Source organism: Candidatus Poribacteria bacterium (genome assembly GCA_009839745.1).
In the GTDB taxonomy this organism is placed as follows: domain Bacteria; phylum Poribacteria; class WGA-4E; order WGA-4E; family WGA-3G; genus WGA-3G.
The window spans coordinates 1-19,802 of sequence record VXPE01000121.1; the positions used below are offsets into that span (position 1 = coordinate 1).

Below are 19,802 nucleotides of genomic sequence, written 5' to 3' on the forward strand. Positions count from 1 at the left end.
AGCAGGTCTTAGACGTTTACGCGCGTCCCAAAGACCCGAAGCGTCCCGTTGTTGCGATGGATGAACGTCCTGTGGTGTTGCACCAACACCTTCGGGCTCCTGTGCCGGGTAAACCCGGACGCATCGCACGCATAGATTACGAGTATAAGCGCATTGACGTGGTTTCTGCTTTCTTATTTACCAACGCCCTACAAGGCTGGCGACGCGTCTGAATCCGAGACCGCCGCACCGCTGTCGATTGGGCAGAAGAAGTCAAATATCTTTTAGATGAAGTCTATCCCGATGCTCTGCGAGTGACATTGGTCTGTGATAATCTCAATACGCATAAAATCGCCTCTCTCTACAAAGCGTTTGAGGCTCAGGAGGCACAGCGATTGTCTTCACGGTTAGAGATCGTCCACACCCCAAAACATGGGAGTTGGTTGAACATCGCAGAGATTGAACTCAGTGTTCTCTCAAGGCAATGTCTGAACCGTCGGATCCCTGACGTAGAGACACTTCGAGCAGAAGTCGAGGCGTGGCAGGTGTATCGCAATCAGACGGCGAACCGCGTCGATTGGCGATTTACCACCAAAGACGCACGTATCAAACTCAAAAGACTATACCCAAAAACTCAACATTGAACGACTACTACGTTGTGTTTACATTCCATCATAAAAATCGTCCGGAAGTCAGTGCCTATCAGAATTTACGTCTATAGATCAAATGGATATTGCAGAACTATGGAAGCCTTGCCATGACTGGATCCGGAGCCACAATGTAAACACTACCTAGGAATATTAATACGTCTTCCCAAAATATAACAGATATGGAAAATTTGATTATCCATTTTTGGAGAAATGCTAAGTTATCATACGCGAGACATGCTTCAATATTGAGTGAAGGTTTATCTAAAAGTGGGGTGCGTTGTCCGGTGACCCCTAATTCTCTGATTAAGGAAGTCGTCGTCAATCCATTTAATAATGAAGATTCTGAGATACTAAAGATTGAGTTAATAAATCAAAGATTTGGAGTAGAAGCAGAAGTTAAAAAGTCAATAATAGAAGTTGAACCATCCGTGACAGAATTTAGTGTCCGTCTATCCACTGGAGAGACAATAGAACTTGAACTCTAACATCTTGATACATTTGAACGGAAAACCTGCAGGTATGCCTCCAGGGAGCCTAAAGTACAGAGACGAATCATAGAATTTTCAGGACGTCGATACCAAAGAGTACACCCACTGTTTCCATACTTATCCGGCGATTTGGTGCCAAGGTCACTGCCGGATGGAACTTGAAAAAGCGATGGCATCCTGATATTTCCAACGGGGTTATTGCTTCTATGGAAGAAGCGGCACGGAAGGCTGGCGCGTGGGGCTATAAAGTCTGCGGTGCTGGCGGGCAAGGATATTTTCTTGTGATTGGAGTTCATCGGTGCATTCGCAAATGTCAGAAAACTATCAATGTTTTAGGGAGTTGATATGAAAATAGGAAGATTTTTATGCGTAGTGGTGCTTTTGCTTAATATTTTGTGGGGTGTTTCTGCACAACCGTCAATAGAGATTGCTTATTTGAAGTCGTCTGATGTGAAATCGCCGAGTCAAGCTGAAATTGATTTTCTGCGTGAGGCGATAATCAAAGTTCAGTCTTTTTTGCGTCAGAGATGGATAAACATGGATTCGGTAAAAAAACTTTCGGTTTTAATCCTGAAATTGAAATAATTCAAGGAAAACTGAAAGTTGAAGAGTGGACATGGGAAAGTATACGTGACGGAGCTTATGAGTTTGATAAGAACCATATACAGAACAAAATAAACATTGTGTTTGTAGGGCGGCGTGATATTTTCCCGAATAGGACTTTAGGATATGCACTGCCCATTTGTTGGCACTGGCCGGGTGCGAATCAATTGAGAGATGATTGTAAGTGGTTGTTGATTATTAATGAAAACAGGAATCGACTGGTGCCGACATTAGCACATGAAATTGGGCACGCTTTTGGTTTATCACACGCTCAACAACATTTACCCGGGGGCGGACAGAATATAATGGCGACGGGCAATGACGGGTCGGAATTGGAAGAATATGGTTTAAGGTATACGGACGCTGCATTTTTAGCGGATTGGGGTCGATTGTCTATTCAAGAAAAAGCTTCAGTCGCTATAGATGCGGATGTAAACAATGATGGCTATGTTGATCTGTCCGATGTTTTAATCGTCCGGAGTGCTATTGAAAATAACGTTTCCTACGATACGGATGTCAACAATGATGGTCAAACCGACGAAGTAGATGTGCTTTTAGTGAAACAGAAAGCGATGGAAGCGATTGTCGCTGCCGCTCCGAGTTTGATACGACGAAGAATCAAGATTGGAACGTGGGGTCATCTAAAAAAGAGAAAGGGAGGGAAAAAGTTTGGAAAATAGGAGGGACCTTTATGTGAATCCGTTTTTTGAACCGGATCCGGGATATACTCCCTTAAGGTTTCATGTGTTGGGTTCAGCGCAGACAGCGATACATTCAGATTTTTCGGCGGATGCGTTTGCACAGAAGACCCGGATGACATGCTGGGGGCTCAAGTCCACAGGACATACGGTGTACCACTACGGGAACGAATTGTCGGTGGATAGAGAGACGCCTGAGAAGAGGGTTCTTTGCGATGAGCATATCAGCGTGACGACAGAAGCCCAGTTGATGGATGCCTACCCGAAGTGTCGGGAAGATCGAGAGATTATAGGTTATTTGAATCCGGAATTTCCTGACGATGACGAAAAATGTTAAAGTATCGGTATCTATGGTAAATACCGTTCAAGGTGAACTCCCAACACCGCATCCACCTGCGGGGTATGATATAGTAATTACATCCCCTCCTTATGGAGACTCATAGACCACCGTGGCGTATGGGCAATTTTCTCGGCTCGCGGCAGAATGGATCGGATTACCAAATGCTCGCAAAGTTGAAAAACTCGCAATGGGCGGACTTCGTTCAAAAGAAATATTGACCGACTCTCCAGTATCGTCAGCTGTTGAGAAAATCCGTTCGGTTGATGAGAAGCGAGCGGAGGAAGTGTCTGCGTTTTACATTGACCTTGAGCGTAGCATCAATTCAATAGCACAAGTGTGTTCGCCGCACGCCACAATATGCTATGTCGTTGGGAATCGCCGAGTCAAGGGGATTATGCTACCTACGGACGAATTTGTAGTTGATGCCTTTCGTCAGCATGGGTTTGTCCATAAGGCTACCATCGTCAGAAATATACCAAACAAACGGATGCCGAAGAAGAACAGCCCTTCTAATATTGCAGGCGAAACATCTAAAACGATGCACGAAGAAAACATCGTCATTTGTCAGAGGGCAACGCAGAATCACAATTTTTAACAGACTCATTGCTAAAATCACATTTGCACTGGGCAAAAACCCGATTTTGACAACGGAAAAATCGGAGCGAAAACCCAATCGTTAAAAAAATGTCTATAGGACAGATCACCCTCACATCCGTAACAAAGCAATTCGGGGACACCGTCGCCGTTGACGATGTGTCTCTACAGATAGAAGGTGGCGAGTTCTTTTCACTGCTTGGACCCAGTGGGTGTGGAAAAACGACAACGCTCCGCATCATCGGCGGATTTGAGTATCCCACCACCGGAGAAGTATCCATCAACGGCGAACTGATGGCAGAAACACCCCCCTATCGCCGTCCAGTCAACACCGTCTTCCAAAATTACGCCTTGTTCCCACATAAAACCGTCGCGCAGAATATCGCGTTTGGACTACAGATGAAGAAAGCCACCAAAGCCGAAATCTCTGGTGCCGTTGGACGCGCATTAGATTTAATTCAGTTACCGGGGTACGACGACCGGAAACCGAGTGAACTCTCTGGGGGTGAGAGGCAACGTGTAGCCCTCGCTCGCGCACTCATCAATGAACCCACCATTCTGCTGTTAGATGAGCCACTCTCAGCACTCGACCTGAAACTCCGAAAACAGATGCAATCGGAGCTAAAAGCACTGCAGCGTAAAGTCGGTATCACATTCGTCTACGTCACGCACGACCAGGGGGAAGCATTGGCACTGTCCGATCGGATTGCCGTGATGAACGATGGTAGAATCCTCCAAGTCGGAACGCCATCTGAAATCTATGATTCACCACAGGGGCGTTTCGTCGCAGACTTTATCGGCACTTCCAACTTCCTTGAAGGGACACTTATCAGCCAAAACGAAATTACACTGGCAACGGAGCCACCCCTTAAGATTGTCAGTACACCGAACAACAGCATGCCTATAGACACACCTGTCACCCTCGCGCTCCGTCCAGAGCGCGTTGACCTGAGAACGACCCCCATCTCTGATATTGCGAACTGCCTACGCGGCGTGATTCAGGACGAAAGTTATCTCGGCACAATGCTTCAATACACCGTCCAAACCGATTACCCGACGCCACTTATTGTCCACCAACAGAACACGGGGACAAGAGATGGATATCGCTTTCAACGCGGCGATATAGTCTATCTACAGTGGACCCCTGAGAACGCGATTGTTTTAAAAACCGACAAACACTAACTACCGGACAAAGGTAGTTTGACTTTCCCATTGTCACGCTGCTGCGAGGTCAAAAAACCGATAATAATCTGGACAACCTTATACCCCTCAGTTCCAGGCGAGACGGGTTCTCCACCCTCTGTGATAAGACCCACTAACTCTCGAGGACCCGCGGGGATACCAACGATGTCCCATGTCGGTGCCTCGATTGTCTCAACAACATTGTCCTGATGGATCGTTGCCCCTTGATCACTAATGAGAATATAGCCGTTGGTGCCAACAATCTCCACACGAAACCCGGAGAGGGTTGTCTTTGGACCACCCGCATAATAACCACGCACGCCATTCGCAAAGTGGATATATCCGTGTGCCGACGGTTCGGTTGCGGGGACGTGTCCCCCATCACCTTTATACTCGTTATAGCCCTCGTAGCCGTCCTCTAATTCGGCAGAGACCCACTCCGGATCTGAATCAGCGAAGTAGCAGATGGCATCAACCAGGTGTGTGCCATTGCGGAAGAGCATCGCGCGCCCGCCACTCAAGGTGCCGATGACATACTGGACTTCTCCGATGCGTCCACCACCGACGACAACATCTTTAGTGTGCCGCCACAACGGCTGCCACCGACGGGTGTGGTCAATTGAAAGAATCGTCCCGTTTCGCTCCGTTGCTTCCAACATCCTATCGGCATCTGCGATGCTGGTCGCCATCGGTTTTTCACAGAAGATACCCTTGACACCGGCATTTGCCGCATCAACAACGAGGTCAGCATGCCGATGATCGGAGGTCGCCACTGTCACGATGTCCAAATTCTCAGCAGCAAGCATCTCTTGATGGTTGGTATACAAGGCAATATTGCCCCAGGTGTCCTGATATTTTTCCTTGAAGGCATCCAATGTGCTTTGAACAAAATCGCAGCCAGCAGCCAGTTCAACGTTCTGCATATCGACCAGCCCTGATACATGCGTTGTGCCGATACCGCTACAGCCAATCACTCCAACGCGTAAATTTGCCATGTCCATATCCTCCGCTATTCTGTTGCTCCAAACTATGGGAAACCGAAAACGTGATAAACCCTTTTGCCACAAAAACGATTATATACTGTGTGGGGTTAGAAGTCAAATTTTTTGTAGAGGATCGGAAGGTAATCTAACAGAACGATTTGATGTGAACTGCAAATTTTGGTAGAATATCTATGCAAGATTAACAAATCTCACTATGGAGGAAAATAATTGTGGTTAGAATTGTCGCCAATCCGGGAATCCTTGGTGGGAAACCGATGCGGATCCGTAGACTTTAGCGGAAGGGCTGTCTTTAAAATCCGTCGGTATACCAAAAGATATGATGCGACTTGAGGCCTTGCGCCAAAGGTTTCGGTTGATTGTGTAACAGATTCGGAATTGAATTGAATGTAGGGGATGCCATCTTCTCGGAAAGCACGGCGGGTTGATTGATACGATACATCGTACTCCCGCGTTCTTCAATCGCTGATGCGTTAAAGCCATCGGCGATTGGGGCAGGATAGACAACCTCAAACGATTCCATATCCATCTGCGCTATGATATTACAGATCATACCTTCAAAGAGTTCTTTACCTTTGTCTTTTTCAAAGGAATTCTCTGAAGCAATAAACTCCTCAACATTTAGTTCGTTGTCATCCTGGTAGAGGGAAATATAACCTTCAATACTGCCTGCACGTTCAGCAACCCAAGCGTTCGGAGACTCCGTCTGCACCCACTCTGTCCAATACGCTATGTCGTCCCTGACAAAGGTACCGTTGAATTTACGGGCGTACCCGTCGTAGAGTGCAGCAATCTGCTTAACTTCGGCTTCATCATCAAAATTGATCGGGCGGACTTCCCACACGGACCGGCTTTCAGCACTGAAAGATTGTTTTGCATGATAGCGAGGCACCTTTTCCCATCCTTCAACTGAATAGATGTGTTGGCTTCCGTGCAACGAGGAAAGGACGATATCGCGGGACTCCATGAACCGGATCGAATCTTGGAGGAGCTGCGTGGCAATGCCGCGTCGGCGGTAGTCTGGACGCGTGCTGACCTCTCCAATGCCACCAACCGTTATCGGCTCCCCATGCAAAAATATCTTTCGGATAAAGACACGTACCGTGCTAACAATACTCCCTTTATCAACTGCGATCCGGATGCCTTCCGCATCCCGCCACGGATCGTTATGCCAATGATTGGAGAAATATTGGCGACCACCCGTAAAGACAGACGTGACATGGTCCAGCCATGCTTCTAATTCTTCAGGATAAAGAGCACGAAATTCCATTTTTTAATTATTCCTTGCGGTTCGGTCAGGGGGATAGGTTAAACAAAATTACCCGCCGTAGATCCGCCTGCGGCGATGTTGCAGGCTACGATTCTGGTTTTATCCATTTAAAATTTTATCGTGAGTTCTCCGAGGAACTGACGCGCCTCATTACGGCTCCCAAACACTTCGTAGAGATCCCCAGAAACATCGTAAAACCTACGGATAAAATTGCGGCTTGTTTCCGCAGGATTCAGATCCGCATAACGAAGCCATAGATTCGTTCGGGACCAGATATCCCAATTGAGTTCAATGACTGTAGATCTCGCATCGCCGGTGTCCACTCTACGCTGTTTGTTGAGGTCTGGGAAGAGGGCATCCTGTGTTAAGTCAGACGTGCCATCGACACGACCAATGGATAGGTTCAATTCCTTATAGCGATACGGATTCGGATTCGTGATAAATTTCAGGTTCGCGGCGAACGCATTTTCTAACGCCTGTGTCTCGAAATCGTAGCTATCCTCTACCTTCGCAGGCGTAACATAACGTTCATCTTGTTCGCCATACGTCAACTCATCAAGGAATGTCAAGTGCCACCGTTCAGAAAGGCTGTAAGTCCACCCAAACATATTTTTCAGTTCTAATTGATTGAGTTTATCTTGAACATCCGTTGAAAAGTCAATATCTTCGTAATCTTCCAAATAATTGTTTTGCAGATTGGCGGCACGAACGCTATAAAAACCGTTCATATGTGAGGGTTTCACGGTGAATCCACTGACGGAATATTGTGCGATGGTAAAATCGCTATCATCTCGTAGATAGAGGTATCCAGCAGCATCCAGATCCAAGAAGGTCTGATCGTGCTTTTCCTCGCTGAGTTGATCGGTTTCATAAACGATGCGTCCGAGATACCGTCCATTGAGATCGAACTTCTGGATACGCGAGATGATGTTGTGAAAGAGCGTCAGACGAATGTCTTTGCGTTTCAGCTCTTCAGCGAGTTCTTCCTTGTCCTCTGCATCGGTTTCTTCGGCATAATATCGACTATATTCTGCTTCTTCCAGTAACCGGACGCGTCGATTCAAGGCGGCATTATCGGCAGCCGTAGCAGGACTCTGGGCAAACGGACCGTATCGTAGACGCGTCGCATTCGTAATCGCGTCAGAAAGTTCCGCTTGACCTGGCGTGAGCTCCGTCAGTTGCGTTAATGTCGGTGAGAGCGCAATGACTTCCGGCAGCCCCCCGACTTTTCTACGGAACCGACTGGTATCTTTAACGAGGATCTCACCGGTAGGGAGGGCGACAAGTGCCATCGGTTTCATAAATTCACCGTTGCCTCGGCCTTTTCTTCCAAAACTCCCGAGCGGTTTTCCCACCGCGTCAAACCTCACAATGCGGTGGTTCCCGGTGTCTGCAATAAGCACATTTCCCCGCGGGTCAATTGCGATGTCTGAGGCATCCATATCAAACTCCCCCTCGCCTGCCCCATATCTCCCGAAAGTGAGCAATACCGCTCCATCGGTACTGAACTTATGGACGCGTCCAAGTTCCGCATCTAAAACGTAGAGTTCATTTTGAGAGTTGAGTGCCACGCGGAGGGCTCTGTCATATCCCTTCGGCTGAATGGCAAAAGCGGTTTTCCCTTGCTCGTCAATGATAAGGTTCGCTGGCAAAACGACTTTGGGGAGAACATCTACAGGATCCACAAAGTGGGTATCTAACAACTCACCCTTCGCACTGAATTTGTGGACACACGGAACGAACATATAGACTTTCGGAGCACCTGCTTCGGTTCCTGTCTCTGCAATGTGCTGAATGGTTACATCAGCAACATAGATATTCCCGAGACTATCTACGGCGAGGTGTCCAGGTTTCCGCAGGATATTGTCTGGAGATGCTGGGACTTCAGGGATTTGAAACAGAAATTCGCCTGTCGCCGATAATTTCTGGATAAGCCTATTTTCGGCGTCGCTGACGTAGATGTTTTGGTCGTCAAAAGCGAGGTGAATGTCCTTGCCAAACCGTCCTTGGGTTGAGCCTTTCCCTCCGAATTCACGCTCTAATCTAATAAAATCTACTGAAAAAGCCGAAGTCAATCCGATACATAATAAACAGAGGACGGAAAGAAGCGGTAGGAAAACGATGTATCTTTTCATAGTTTCTTAAAGACTTCCAAAGCACTCTCAAATAGATGGAGGCCGTTAGGAATTTGCAATCTGCTGTTTCAGCGTTTCTATTTCCTGGGCGAGTTCTTCGATCCGTTTCTCTTGTTCACGATTTTTTCGACTCTGCCATACCATAATAACCTGTGGGATACCCACAACGACGATAATGACACCCATCAACCACGAGATCTGTTTCTCAACACCGTCCACCCTTCCACTCAGGGCTGCCACATCCTCTTTTACAGAAGATATTTTATCGTTCATAGACTCGATTTTGGTTTCTATAGACTCGATTTTGGTTTCTATAGACTCGATTTTGGTTTTTATCGGCGCAGTTTCATCTTCTATTTCTTCTTTGATAATCGAGCGAATCTTCTCAAGGTCTTGAACCGTTAATTCGGCGAATACAGGCGATATGAGTGTCCAAAGGATTATCGAGAGCAGAAAAACTCTTTTCATGGGTATATCTCCTTAAAAGTTTAAAGATTTGATCCTCTGGTCTTAAGAATTTTACACGCTTCTGATGTGGATGTCAAGGCAAAATGGCACCATACGTTAATCCGGTAAAATACGATATCCCGTACTAATCCCCGTAATCATGCCGATAATTGCCCAGAGTCCGGCACACGTCATCTCTCCGAGGACGAGTCCGAGAAAGATAGGTCTTGCGCTTCTATATGCCTTCAACCCGCCGTATTTCACAATGCTAAACTTCAGACCCCAGCCCAAAAATATAGAAAACCACAGTTTAAACGTTGCCCATGAACTCAACATCGTATAGCCGAGTGGATGCAGGGGCCACCAGATAAAAGTTTGGCGCATCCACATCAACCAGATTGTGAACCCGCTCCCGAACACCATAAAGCCCGTGTTTGTCCAATTCGTGCTTGTTTTTGGGCTGACGAGGAGTCCCTCAAGTTGACGCATGAACCAACTCCCACCCGTGTAAGGTGCACCGTGTGCATAACTAATCTTAATCGCAGAGTAATAGGAAACACCAAGCCCGATAACCATCGCAACCGCCATCGCGATGAGCAGCTGCCGGCGTTTGACACGAGCGTCATCTGCCGCTTTCAATCCATTCATGATGTTCGGCATCATAAACTCACGAAGGTCTAACGTGAGACATACCGGGTGCATCATTATAGATGTTAACGTGGATGGATGGATTTTTGAGGTGCCTAAGGTTGTTAAAAAGAAACTTTGGGGTGAAAACGATGGATTGATGAACGGAATGCCACCATTAATCACTTGCCACGTCAGCAAGACATACATCGCGAGCAGGAAAAGCACAAAACCGAAAGCAAAGAGGAGGGACATCCCCATCAAATGATTGAAAAACGCAAGCACGCAGATACCACCAAGCAGTCCGAAGATCGTAACCCCGTGGGGCAATGCCTCATCGGAAGGACGGAACTCGAACATGGTTTTAATGTGATGTCTCGCTTTCCAGAGCGCGATAGCAACAAACGTCAGACACGCACCTGCCTCCTGTGCCGCACTAAACGACTTACCTGTCCACTGCACGCCGGGGCCCGAAGTCAGTTGGAAACCGAGGACCACACCCAATAGACACTGGAGTTTGTAAAACACGAAGAAAAACCAGATGCTGAACGAGACCTCCAAAGTGAGCAGATAACTGAACCCCACCATAGACCAGAAGATGACGATCTGAAACGGACGAAGCGCGGTCCACGGCTTTTCAGAGAGGTACGCGTTCAGCCAAAAATCGCGCGGGACATGCGGCATGGACGGAAAGAACGTATGGAGACCGTTCATCGTATGCAGGAAGACTGGAAACGCAAACCCGAACCAGAGGGCACTGTTCTTAAAGAGCGGACCGAGGCTCCCTCTATCTTGTGCCGCCATTTCTACAGGTAACTTAACGAGCGGAAAAGCGCAGCGTTCATATTCCACCCACTGCTTACGGAGTAGCACCGACAAGCAGATCATCACGAAATAGACGACGAGAACGTAGGCACTCCACGTTAGGATAGGAACGATCCACGGTCCCCACGGCACGGATTCCCCATCGAACAAACCTTCAAAGAAAGACTGCGCAGCGGTATGGTCGCGAACAACGCGCCACTGTGGGATATAATGATGGAAGAGCGACTCCCAATCGTTTTCAGGGGTAGCGAGGTACTGATACGCCACCATCGGGCTGAGGGCATAGCGCATCATCCCAGAGGACGGGATACCTGCTGGCGCAAGCATGATACACCAGATCGTGACAAGCTCTCCGGGGGAGAACGCCGAGGAAGGGTGGACCCGCTTCAGGAAAACATTGATTCCCAATACAAAAATCGTTAGAACAAAGAACGGAGCGACAGGGAAATGTCCACCTGCGAGAAATATGTTACGGATGACGTAATCGTTATAGGGTGCGAGAAGACATTCAGTCGTAGCGCACGCCAACCCGATAAGCACTGCGCGCCACGTAAGACTATCTCGAGTTTGTTGCTGAATCAATTTCTTGCCTTTCCTGTTCTTATGCTTTCGGCGATAAGTATACCACATCCCCATTTTTTTCAATAGCACAATTTGAGCTGAAGTAGCGTTATTCTACTTTCCACTTGGTCTGTGCCACCTTGTAGCATAACCTGTTAGACGCTTTCACGCAGAAGTATCCACCGGCAACCATAACAACACTTCCGTCCCTTCATCGGGAATGCTGTCAATCTCTACCGTGCCGCCATGCTCTTCAAGGATTCGTTTGACATTCGCTAATCCAAGTCCTGTGCCTCTCGCCTTCCGGGTGAAAAACGGTTCAAAGAGATGCTCTAAATCCTCCGCTGGTATCCCGATGCCTGTGTCCTTAACCTTGATACAGACGCTATCGTTTTCCGTAAAGGTGGACACCCGCAGCACTCCACCTTGCGGCATCGCCTCCATGGCATTCAGGACCACATTCATAAACGCCTGCTTCAGTTTATCTGAATCAAATTGGATTTCTGGGGTTTCAGGTAACACATCTAAGACGAGTTGGATGTTGTGATGCGCTAAGTTGGCTTCCATCAAAGAGAGAACCGTTTGTAGGATAGGGGTAATCCGCTGTTGTTTCAGGTCAAGCGACGAGGGACGTGCGAAGTCCATTAAACCTTTCACAATGGTATCAATTCGCTCAATTTCCTCAAGAATATAACGAACGGATTGCTGATGTTTCTCTCCCGACATTTCCGGCTTCTGCAGCAACATCTGTGCCAACATCCGCATAGATGACAGCGGATTTCGGATCTCGTGCGCGAAGGAGGCAGACATTTTTCCCGCCGTCGCCAATCGTTCCGCTTGCAGTAACTGATCTCTCGACGCTTTGAGGTCCCTTGTCATCTGGTTGAATGCAGCCGCGAGATCGCCAATTTCATCATGCGTCTTAATCTCACACTGTTCGTCCAGGTCGCCTGTCGCGACACGAGCCGTGGAATCGACCAAAACCTTAATCGGGTTCGTCAAATTCTTACCGATTCGGTAACTGATAAATGCAATCAGTGCCATAACGAGAACCGCAATACCTAACATATACCATGTCAGGGTCCGTTTCGCTTCGGCTATCTTTTCCATCGGACGCAATAAGCAGTAGAACCGTTCAGGACGGAGTGAAAGATAAAAAACCTTGTAAGGCTTTCCAGCGAGCACCACATCGTGTGTAATAGGGATGTTGCTGGCTTCTCGGAGGTGATCTTTGACTTCACGCAGCTTCATTTTTTCCGCTAAGTTTGCCCAGTCCTGTTCAGTATCAGAAAGCCCAACTAACGTGCTGTCGTTAAGCGTGTAATCGGAACCGAAAACCATAATTTCTACACTATACGCTTTCTTGATTTTTTCGCTCGGTTCCCGAATAAATCCAGTCTCTACGATGGTGTCGAGCCAGCCTTGGGTTTCACGTGTAAACTGTTCACTGTATTTCCACGCAAACAGTTCAACTGTTAGCAATGGCACAAAGATAGTGACACACGCAAATAGGATCAGAAAGGGAAGAACAATTTTGGTTTGAATGCTATACCGACGCATCAGGATCCCTCGTTTAGATCTCAACGTTTTTGTACCGTGTCTATAGAATACCGCAAAGCAGTCGGTATGTCAACACGTCGCAAGCCTATGGCAGAGCCATTCAGTTTTCCAAAAAAAACGAACAAAAACCTTCTTTAATCTGTCTAAAACACGGGAAAAACAGACTTAACATTAAAAAAATTGGAACTTTCTGACACCTGTGGTGTATAAATTTTTAAGCCAACTTGCGTTCGCTTGTGGCATCGTGAATCCAAGTCCCTTAAACTCAACCCGATACGGAGAAAAAACATGATGAACACTCGAAAATCCACCAGCGCATACACAGCCTCGGAACTTGAGCACATTGATGAGGATGAACTCGTCAATCGGTTTCAGAATGGTGACATAGAAGCTTTTAATCCGCTCGTTCTTAAATATCAAAAGAAAATATATAACCTTATTTATCAGCGCATTCGTGATAGAGAAATAGCAAAAGATATTAGCCAAGAGGTATTTTTAAAAGCGTTTAAAGCATTACCCGACTTCAAGGGTGGCTCTGCGTTCTACAGTTGGATTTACCGAATCGCTATCAATAGTAGCATTGACTTTCAGCGGCGGCGTAACCGTAACAGAGTCCTGACGTTTGAAGAATTACCACCTGATGCCGACGAAGTCCTAAGGATGTCAGATGCTCACCCGTCCCCCGAAAAACTCCTTGAAGAAAAGGAACTTGGTAAGATCATTCGAGAGGCGGTGCGGAAACTCCCACCCGGTCAGCGTCGTGTTTTCAATCTGCGTCACCGAAGGGAATTGGCAATTAAAGAGATTGCGGTTCTGTTAAACAGATCGGAAGGCACAATTAAAACACACTTACATCACGCGCACCGACGTCTCCAAAGTATGCTTCTTCCTTACCTACGCAATGAGCCGTTGGAATGGCATTCAGAAACTTAGGATGCAGTAACAATTTCCTTGACACTATATTTTTTATGTGGTATAATTAAGAAATAGCGATTTTGGAATTAGGTGGGATGGCTGAGTGGACGAAGGCGGCGGTCTTGAAAACCGTTGTGGCGCAAGTCACCGTGGGTTCGAATCCTACTCCCACCGCCATTATAGGTAAAGATAAAAGGGTTGGAGTGGACGAAGGCGGCGGTCTTGTCTTTTGATAAAGGGCGTTGTGGCACAAGCCACCATGGGTTCGAATCCTACTCCCACCGCCAGACGGAGAGGTGCAGGAGTGGTTGAACTGGACTGCCTGCTAAGCAGTTATGGCGTAAGCCATCGTGGGTTCGAATCCCACCCTCTCCGTTCACTACGCGCCTGTAGCTCAGTGGATTAGAGCATCTGACTACGGATCAGAAGGCCGGGGGTTCGAATCCTCTCAGGCGCTTCAAAGGTATTTGCTGACAAATGTGGATAACGATTCCTACTGGATGGGACGAGCTCTCAAATTAGCCCAACAGGCAGGCGAACAAGGAGAAGTACCCGTTGGTGCCCTGCTTGTAAGCGGCGATCGCCTCATCGCTGAAGCATTTAACTTACGCGAAACACGCGGCAGTCCTATCGCACACGCCGAAATGCTTGTCCTACAAGCCGCATCCGAAAAACTTGGCAACTGGCGATTTGTGGATACCACGTTCTATGTGACGTTGGAACCTTGTCCAATGTGTGCCGGCGCGATTGTATTGGCGCGTATCCCAAGAGTTGTTTACGCAGCAACAGACCCGAAATCAGGGGCAGCCGGAACGCTCTATAATATCCTTCAAGATGAACGATTGAATCATCGGGTTGAATTGGTCAGTGGAGTCTGTGCAGAAGAAAGTAGTGCCCTTCTGAAGTCCTTTTTCCAGCAACGCCGCCAGAAATCCGAATAGATAGCAGGCGGGGTTTCAGTGTATCGTGTGGTAGGTGAAAATATCTTTACCCTCTACAAGTGAGTTCCCGAGGGTTTCCGATAACCGAAGACTGATAACCAATAAGGAGAGATGCAGGAGTGGTTGAACTGGACAGTCTCGAAAACTGTTGTGGCGCAAGTCACCGTGGGTTCGAATCCCACTCTCTCCGTTTTTCATCTTTTTCGGAGTCAAGTTGTAAAGCGTAAGCGGTTCAAGCATCGTAACAGTTGCGTGAATTCCGCAGGTTGCTCTTTAACTGACAACCGAAGACTGATAACTGACAATCATTACGGGGCAGTAGCTCAGTTGGGAGAGTGCATCCCTCGCACGGATGAGGTCACGGGTTCAAATCCCGTCTGCTCCATACTTAATACTTAATAGTGGTCAGTCGTCAGTTATCGGTCAAAGACCGGGTTTGTTGAGTTAAACTCTCTCTTAACTGACCACTGATAACTGACCACTATAAAATGGAGAGATGCAGGAGCTGGCTGAACTGGCATGACTGGAAATCATGTGTGCTGTTTTGCAGTACCGTGGGTTCGAATCCCACTCTCTCCGCCACACTTTTTAATGATTACTTCTGGGCTGCTGCGAACGTTGGCCTTTCAGTATTTCAATTGTTAACGAACCATTCATAAACGCAAACAAGTTTTTTAACAATTTTAAATCGGGGTGGACAACGGACACCCCGCTCAGACCTAATCGTTAAAAAAACGCCTTGGCTATGCTAGGTGGGGAGGTAGCGGTGCCCTGTATCTGCAATCCGCTAAAGCAGAACTGAATCCCCAGGATGCGGCCTGTTTCTGTGGGGACTGTCCCACGCACGTGGTGTTGAGGGTTGGGTCTTGAGCAACGGACGCTTGTTGAACCCCGTCAGGTCCGGAAGGAAGCAGCGGTAAATGAGTCGCTCGTGTGACGCAAGGGTGCCTGACCTGAGCTAACGACGCGGGCAACGCCTGGAGACGCTTGTCAACCCTGGGTGCATAGTCATCTTTTCGGCGGATTCATTGGAATAGACACACCTTATTCCGATGCGCATGTTATACAAGGAAGGATTGCCTGATGTCTTACGAGGTTCTCGCTCAAAAATGGCGTCCCCAAAACTTCAGCGACGTTGTCGGACAGGAACACATTACCACGACGCTCAAAAATCAGATCCTCTCCGAACGCATCGGGCATGCTTACCTTTTTTGGGGACCGCGCGGCACCGGGAAAACCACGATCGCGCGTATCTTTGCCAAAGCCGTCAATTGTCCCAACCGCATTCAAGAAACCCAATTTGACTCTATTAAAACAGCAGAACCTTGCAATCAATGCGAATTTTGCCACGAAATTTCGCACGATAGATCCTTTGACGTAATTGAGATGGATGCTGCCTCCAATCGCGGTATTGATACAATCCGAGACCTCCGTGAAAACGTCAAACTCTCGCCAGCGACCTGCCCCTACAAAATTTATATCATAGATGAAGCGCACATGCTCTCCACGGAGGCATTCAACGCCTTACTGAAAACGCTTGAAGAGCCGCCGCCCCATGTCATATTTATTATGGCAACAACCGAGCATGCTAAGATCCCGAAGACAATCAGTTCTCGCTGTCAAGATTTCGATTTTCGATACCTCGAAGATGAAAAGATAATCGAACGTTTGCAGTTAATTGCCCAAGAAGAAGGTATTTCAGCGGATCTGGATGTACTCACCCTCATCACGCGTCAATCCGAGGGATGTCTACGCGATGCAGAAAACCTATTGGAACTCGTTTCCGCCACTGGAAAAGATTTAACAATCGAAGTCGTTGAACAGACCATCGGACTCGGTTCCAGCTCCCTCCTTCAGGAACTTGCCGAAGCAATTACGGAAAGAGGTCTCGCAAAGGGGTTGAAAACTCTCAGTAACCTGACGAAGCAAGGCACAGACTTGTCGCAATGCTTGGATCAACTGATCAGTTATTTCCGGGACTTACGGCTTTTAGCAATCGACAGCAGCCTCAGTGAACAGGTTCAGAGTCCCAAGTCAGATATCCCCAGACTCAAGCAGAAGGCAGAACAGATGTCGGTAAACAGATTGTCCCGGATTATCAAAATTTTGATGCACACCAATCAAGACATCAAACAGTATGGTTATCCACAACTTCAATTAGAGACAGCACTCATTCAACTTAACTCGCTTGAAGAAGGCATGCCCCTTGAGGAAATAATCGGCAAATTATCGACATTGGAGCAAAAATTCGATTCAGCGGGGCTTTCAGCCGTCAGTACGCAACCCTCAGTAATTGATAGGCACCAATCGGCAGCCGATTCTCGGAAACCAGAGAACCGGGGAACAGTTCCGGAATTCGGGGATATAAACCCCGCCTATGATAACAACCGCCACAAGGGACTACCGAGAACCGAGAACCGAGAACCGAGAACCATTCCCGCCGATAGCCATCCCACTGTTTCACACAGGCTCAGAGATTTGAAAGATCTCCCTTCATTTTGGGATGAGATAAAATCAAAACTCCCTGTGATGTTCAAGCACGCATTACCAGAGGGATCTGTCCCCACTGTGAATGGCACAAACACGGTCGAAATTCCCTGTTCACCCTCCAACTTTTTTATGATAACGGATGAAGACCAAAAACTTGTAGCCGATATCCTAAAACAGGAGGTCGGCAAACCCGTAAAAATCGAATTGGTTGCTTCGGATACAGTGTCGGAATCGGTAGTATCCGAGGATGTACCAAAAGAAACAAAACAGAAAACACCAATGATGCGTAGGGTTGACGCCCAAGAGGATCCACAACTTAAAACCGTTCTTGACCTTTTCGAGGCAACGGTTGTAGACACTCAGTAACCATAGTTAGAAAAATGACTGTGCTCGATTGTATTCCGCATAGGTCTCGCCAAGAGCGAATGGATCGTTTCATCCAATCAAGCCTTGGAAAAAACCAGTGCGGAACGCGTAGGAGCGAGGTGACCTCGCCCATACAGAGCCATAAGGGAAGGACCATAGCTAAAAAAATGAAAATGAACGACTTGATGAAACAAGCACAGCAAATGCAGAAGCGAATGCTTGAAATTCGAGAGGAACTCGCAAACCGCACCGTTGAAGCAACTGTCGGGGGAGGTATGGTAACCGCTGTTGTTAATGGACAGCAGGAAATCGTATCGCTCCGAATTACACCAGAGGTGGTCGACCCGGAAGATACAGAAATGCTTGAAGACCTCATCGTCGCGGCAGTCAATGAAGCATTGCAACAATCGCAAGAAATGATGTCGGCAGAAATGAGCAAATTGACCGGGGGTATTAAAATACCGGGGCTCCCGTAGTTTTTTACGATTGAATAGGGACCCATAATTAGAAAAATGCAAGAATACCCGAAACCGCTGGCGAAGCTCATAACCGAGCTCCAAAAGCTGCCAACGATCGGTCAGAAGACAGCGCAACGTTTGGCATTTTTTATGCTAAAGTTACCTGACTCTGAGACTGCCCAAATTGCTGAAGCCATCGCACAGGTAAAACAACACCTATCTTATTGCGATATATGTGGCGCTATTACAGATGCAAATCCCTGCTATATCTGTACAAATCCGCGCCGCGATCGGCAGGTAATTTGCGTCGTTGAAGAATCTGATGATCTTTGGGCAATTGAGAGAACCAACGGTTATAAGGGGCTCTACCACGTACTCGGTGGAGTTCTTTCACCCTTGGACGGGACAGGACCCGACGAACTCGGAATCAATACCCTCTTTCAACGAATTCGGGATGCCGCTGTAAACGGAGAACCCGTGCGCGAAGTAATTCTTGCTACAAACTGGACAACGGAAGGACAAGCGACTGCCCTCTACCTTACACAACACTTGGAAACCTTTGAAATCGCTGTCACTCGAATCGCTTACGGTATTCCGGTCGGAGGCGATTTGGAGTATATTGATGAGGTAACGCTCGCAAAAGCACTTGAAGGTAGACGCAGAGCTTAAAATGAATAAAATGGAAAAGCGATGGATCGTCGCGCTTTTAATCGGTTTGCAGTGCGGTATATTTAGTATTGCGTGGGCAGAACCGGATTCAGATAGCCGAGATAGAGGAATAAGAAACTCGACTCGCGATAGCGTCAATAGCGCGCGCGAAGCGAACGCTGCTTTTAACGCACAACGCGCCTTTGACATGTTAGAAAAACAGTGTGATTTCGGACCGCGTCCCCCCGGTTCGGTTGCCCATCGCGAAACGCAGAATTTCCTATTCGCAGAACTTCAGAAATATGCAAACAGCGTAGCCCTTCAACCCCATCAGTATAAAATAAAAACGGGAACCACGCTGCATCTAAACAATATCTTGGCAGAATTTGGACCATCAACAGGTGGCGAGACACTTTTACTCGCAGCACATTGGGATACCCGTCCTTTCGCCGACCGGGACCCAAAGAGAGAAAATCAGGATAAACCGATCCTGGGTGCCAATGATGGTGCCTCTGGTGTTGCTGTCCTCCTTGAAATGGCGAGAGTCCTCAAGGAATACCCACCCCCACGTAGAGTTGTTATCGTTCTTTTCGATGGCGAGGATTACGGTCCATCGGTCGAGGATATGTTTATCGGCTCTCGATTTTTCGCTCGAAATTTGGGGAAGTGGAGACCGGACTATGGAATCCTGTTAGACATGATCGGAGACAAGGATTTGGCACTCCCAATTGAACGCTATTCTTGGAATGCCAATCGAGGTTTCGCTGAGGCAATCTGGCAGCGCGCAGCAACGCTCGGTTTAGCACCGTTTCAATCCCGTTTAGGGGATGCCATCTTGGACGATCACATCCCGCTAATCGAGGTGGGGATTCCCATGGTAAATATTATCGACTTTACTTATCCCTATTGGCATACAGTGGAAGATACAGTCGATAAATGCAGTCCAAAAAGCCTGGAAATTGTCGCGACACTTGTTATTAGCATCATTTACGATGGACTCTAATTGGCCATCAGCCATTAAAAA

The 19,802-nt window shown here is 47.6% G+C and carries 19 protein-coding genes, 6 tRNA genes and 1 other RNA gene; 21 read left to right on the top strand and 5 right to left on the bottom strand.

Features of this window, described 5'->3' with window-relative positions:
• Nucleotides 1-212 precede the first annotated feature (212 nt).
• The 7 genes from F4X88_18965 to F4X88_18995 all read left to right on the top strand — a co-directional run bounded on the left by F4X88_18965 (nt 213) and on the right by F4X88_18995 (nt 4,534).
• On the top strand, nt 213-623 hold the full coding sequence (locus F4X88_18965; GenBank protein MYA58370.1) for a hypothetical protein: 411 nt from the start codon (nt 213-215) through the stop codon (nt 621-623).
• A gap of 185 nt (nt 624-808) precedes the next feature.
• Nucleotides 809-1,114 (top strand): hypothetical protein, encoded by a 306-nt coding sequence (locus F4X88_18970; protein MYA58371.1) that lies wholly within the window; start codon nt 809-811, stop codon nt 1,112-1,114.
• Nucleotides 1,115-1,275: 161 nt separating this feature from the next.
• A complete protein-coding gene (locus F4X88_18975; GenBank protein MYA58372.1) occupies nt 1,276-1,461 on the top strand; it encodes a hypothetical protein in 186 nt (61 codons plus the stop codon).
• A gap of 183 nt (nt 1,462-1,644) precedes the next feature.
• Nucleotides 1,645-2,400, top strand: a complete 756-nt coding sequence (locus F4X88_18980; GenBank protein ID MYA58373.1) for a hypothetical protein — start codon at nt 1,645-1,647, stop codon at nt 2,398-2,400.
• Nucleotides 2,401-2,413: 13 nt separating this feature from the next.
• Nucleotides 2,414-2,755 (top strand): hypothetical protein, encoded by a 342-nt coding sequence (locus F4X88_18985; GenBank protein MYA58374.1) that lies wholly within the window; start codon nt 2,414-2,416, stop codon nt 2,753-2,755.
• 112 nt (nt 2,756-2,867) lie between these two features.
• Nucleotides 2,868-3,353: a hypothetical protein gene (locus F4X88_18990; protein MYA58375.1), complete on the top strand. Its 486-nt coding sequence runs from the start codon at nt 2,868-2,870 to the stop codon at nt 3,351-3,353.
• Between the two features lie 89 nt (nt 3,354-3,442).
• Nucleotides 3,443-4,534 (top strand): ABC transporter ATP-binding protein, encoded by a 1,092-nt coding sequence (locus F4X88_18995; protein MYA58376.1) that lies wholly within the window; start codon nt 3,443-3,445, stop codon nt 4,532-4,534.
• On the opposite strand, the gene F4X88_19000 is transcribed toward F4X88_18995, so the two are convergent.
• The 3 genes from F4X88_19000 to F4X88_19010 form a co-directional block, all read right to left on the bottom strand.
• Complete coding sequence (locus F4X88_19000) at nt 4,531-5,535, bottom strand: Gfo/Idh/MocA family oxidoreductase (GenBank protein MYA58377.1); 1,005 nt, start codon at nt 5,533-5,535, stop codon at nt 4,531-4,533. The two genes, F4X88_18995 and F4X88_19000, sit on opposite strands and share 4 nt — an antisense overlap.
• 292 nt (nt 5,536-5,827) lie before the next feature.
• Nucleotides 5,828-6,805: a GNAT family N-acetyltransferase gene (locus F4X88_19005; protein MYA58378.1), complete on the bottom strand. Its 978-nt coding sequence runs from the start codon at nt 6,803-6,805 to the stop codon at nt 5,828-5,830.
• A gap of 107 nt (nt 6,806-6,912) precedes the next feature.
• Nucleotides 6,913-8,940, bottom strand: coding sequence for a hypothetical protein (locus tag F4X88_19010; protein MYA58379.1), 2,028 nt, complete (start codon nt 8,938-8,940; stop codon nt 6,913-6,915).
• Between the two features lie 111 nt (nt 8,941-9,051).
• Here F4X88_19010 and F4X88_19015 point away from each other — a divergent pair, with 111 nt between their 5' ends.
• Nucleotides 9,052-9,345, top strand: a complete 294-nt coding sequence (locus F4X88_19015; GenBank protein ID MYA58380.1) for a hypothetical protein — start codon at nt 9,052-9,054, stop codon at nt 9,343-9,345.
• A 159-nt stretch (nt 9,346-9,504) separates the two neighbouring features.
• Here F4X88_19015 and F4X88_19020 read toward each other — a convergent pair whose 3' ends face one another.
• Together F4X88_19020 and F4X88_19025 are read right to left on the bottom strand one after the other, a co-directional pair.
• Nucleotides 9,505-11,421: a hypothetical protein gene (locus tag F4X88_19020; protein MYA58381.1), complete on the bottom strand. Its 1,917-nt coding sequence runs from the start codon at nt 11,419-11,421 to the stop codon at nt 9,505-9,507.
• Nucleotides 11,422-11,565: 144 nt separating this feature from the next.
• On the bottom strand, nt 11,566-12,960 hold the full coding sequence (locus F4X88_19025) for a HAMP domain-containing protein (GenBank protein MYA58382.1): 1,395 nt from the start codon (nt 12,958-12,960) through the stop codon (nt 11,566-11,568).
• Between the two features lie 288 nt (nt 12,961-13,248).
• Here F4X88_19025 and F4X88_19030 point away from each other — a divergent pair, with 288 nt between their 5' ends.
• From F4X88_19030 to F4X88_19090, 13 genes are all read left to right on the top strand, one after another.
• A complete protein-coding gene (locus F4X88_19030; protein ID MYA58383.1) occupies nt 13,249-13,893 on the top strand; it encodes a sigma-70 family RNA polymerase sigma factor in 645 nt (214 codons plus the stop codon).
• A 71-nt stretch (nt 13,894-13,964) separates the two neighbouring features.
• Nucleotides 13,965-14,052, top strand: a tRNA-Ser gene (locus tag F4X88_19035).
• 113 nt (nt 14,053-14,165) lie between these two features.
• Nucleotides 14,166-14,250, top strand: a tRNA-Ser gene (locus F4X88_19040).
• Between the two features lie 8 nt (nt 14,251-14,258).
• Nucleotides 14,259-14,332: transfer RNA gene (locus F4X88_19045), tRNA-Arg, on the top strand.
• A gap of 43 nt (nt 14,333-14,375) precedes the next feature.
• A complete protein-coding gene (locus F4X88_19050) occupies nt 14,376-14,816 on the top strand; it encodes a nucleoside deaminase (GenBank protein MYA58384.1) in 441 nt (146 codons plus the stop codon).
• Nucleotides 14,817-14,921: 105 nt separating this feature from the next.
• Nucleotides 14,922-15,006: transfer RNA gene (locus tag F4X88_19055), tRNA-Ser, on the top strand.
• 122 nt (nt 15,007-15,128) lie between these two features.
• Nucleotides 15,129-15,201 (top strand) — tRNA-Ala (locus F4X88_19060).
• Nucleotides 15,202-15,306: 105 nt separating this feature from the next.
• A tRNA-Ser gene (locus F4X88_19065) sits at nt 15,307-15,398 on the top strand.
• Between the two features lie 161 nt (nt 15,399-15,559).
• Nucleotides 15,560-15,824: signal recognition particle sRNA large type (gene ffs, locus F4X88_19070), an RNA gene on the top strand.
• A gap of 75 nt (nt 15,825-15,899) precedes the next feature.
• Complete coding sequence (gene dnaX, locus F4X88_19075; protein MYA58385.1) at nt 15,900-17,672, top strand: DNA polymerase III subunit gamma/tau; 1,773 nt, start codon at nt 15,900-15,902, stop codon at nt 17,670-17,672.
• 167 nt (nt 17,673-17,839) lie between these two features.
• Nucleotides 17,840-18,148, top strand: coding sequence for a YbaB/EbfC family nucleoid-associated protein (locus tag F4X88_19080; protein MYA58386.1), 309 nt, complete (start codon nt 17,840-17,842; stop codon nt 18,146-18,148).
• Nucleotides 18,149-18,184: 36 nt separating this feature from the next.
• Entirely contained in the window at nt 18,185-18,799 is a 615-nt protein-coding gene (gene recR, locus F4X88_19085; protein ID MYA58387.1) for a recombination protein RecR, read from the top strand.
• Nucleotide 18,800: 1 nt separating this feature from the next.
• On the top strand, nt 18,801-19,781 hold the full coding sequence (locus F4X88_19090) for a M28 family peptidase (protein MYA58388.1): 981 nt from the start codon (nt 18,801-18,803) through the stop codon (nt 19,779-19,781).
• Nucleotides 19,782-19,802 lie beyond the last annotated feature (21 nt).

What these genes read in the sequence shown, in the direction of transcription:
- F4X88_18970 (MYA58371.1), top strand. Translation starts at nt 809, where the DNA reads ATGGAAAATTTGATTATCCATTTTTGGAGAAATGCTAAGTTATCATAC.
- F4X88_18980 (MYA58373.1), top strand. Translation starts at nt 1,645, where the DNA reads ATGGATAAACATGGATTCGGTAAAAAAACTTTCGGTTTTAATCCTGAA.
- F4X88_18995 (MYA58376.1), top strand. Translation starts at nt 3,443, where the DNA reads ATGTCTATAGGACAGATCACCCTCACATCCGTAACAAAGCAATTCGGG.
- F4X88_19000 (MYA58377.1), bottom strand. Translation starts at nt 5,535, where the DNA reads ATGGACATGGCAAATTTACGCGTTGGAGTGATTGGCTGTAGCGGTATC.
- F4X88_19005 (MYA58378.1), bottom strand. Translation starts at nt 6,805, where the DNA reads ATGGAATTTCGTGCTCTTTATCCTGAAGAATTAGAAGCATGGCTGGAC.
- F4X88_19010 (MYA58379.1), bottom strand. Translation starts at nt 8,940, where the DNA reads ATGAAAAGATACATCGTTTTCCTACCGCTTCTTTCCGTCCTCTGTTTA.
- F4X88_19025 (MYA58382.1), bottom strand. Translation starts at nt 12,960, where the DNA reads ATGCGTCGGTATAGCATTCAAACCAAAATTGTTCTTCCCTTTCTGATC.
- F4X88_19030 (MYA58383.1), top strand. Translation starts at nt 13,249, where the DNA reads ATGATGAACACTCGAAAATCCACCAGCGCATACACAGCCTCGGAACTT.
- F4X88_19050 (MYA58384.1), top strand. Translation starts at nt 14,376, where the DNA reads ATGGGACGAGCTCTCAAATTAGCCCAACAGGCAGGCGAACAAGGAGAA.
- dnaX (MYA58385.1), top strand. Translation starts at nt 15,900, where the DNA reads ATGTCTTACGAGGTTCTCGCTCAAAAATGGCGTCCCCAAAACTTCAGC.
- F4X88_19080 (MYA58386.1), top strand. Translation starts at nt 17,840, where the DNA reads ATGAAAATGAACGACTTGATGAAACAAGCACAGCAAATGCAGAAGCGA.
- recR (MYA58387.1), top strand. Translation starts at nt 18,185, where the DNA reads ATGCAAGAATACCCGAAACCGCTGGCGAAGCTCATAACCGAGCTCCAA.
- F4X88_19090 (MYA58388.1), top strand. Translation starts at nt 18,801, where the DNA reads ATGAATAAAATGGAAAAGCGATGGATCGTCGCGCTTTTAATCGGTTTG.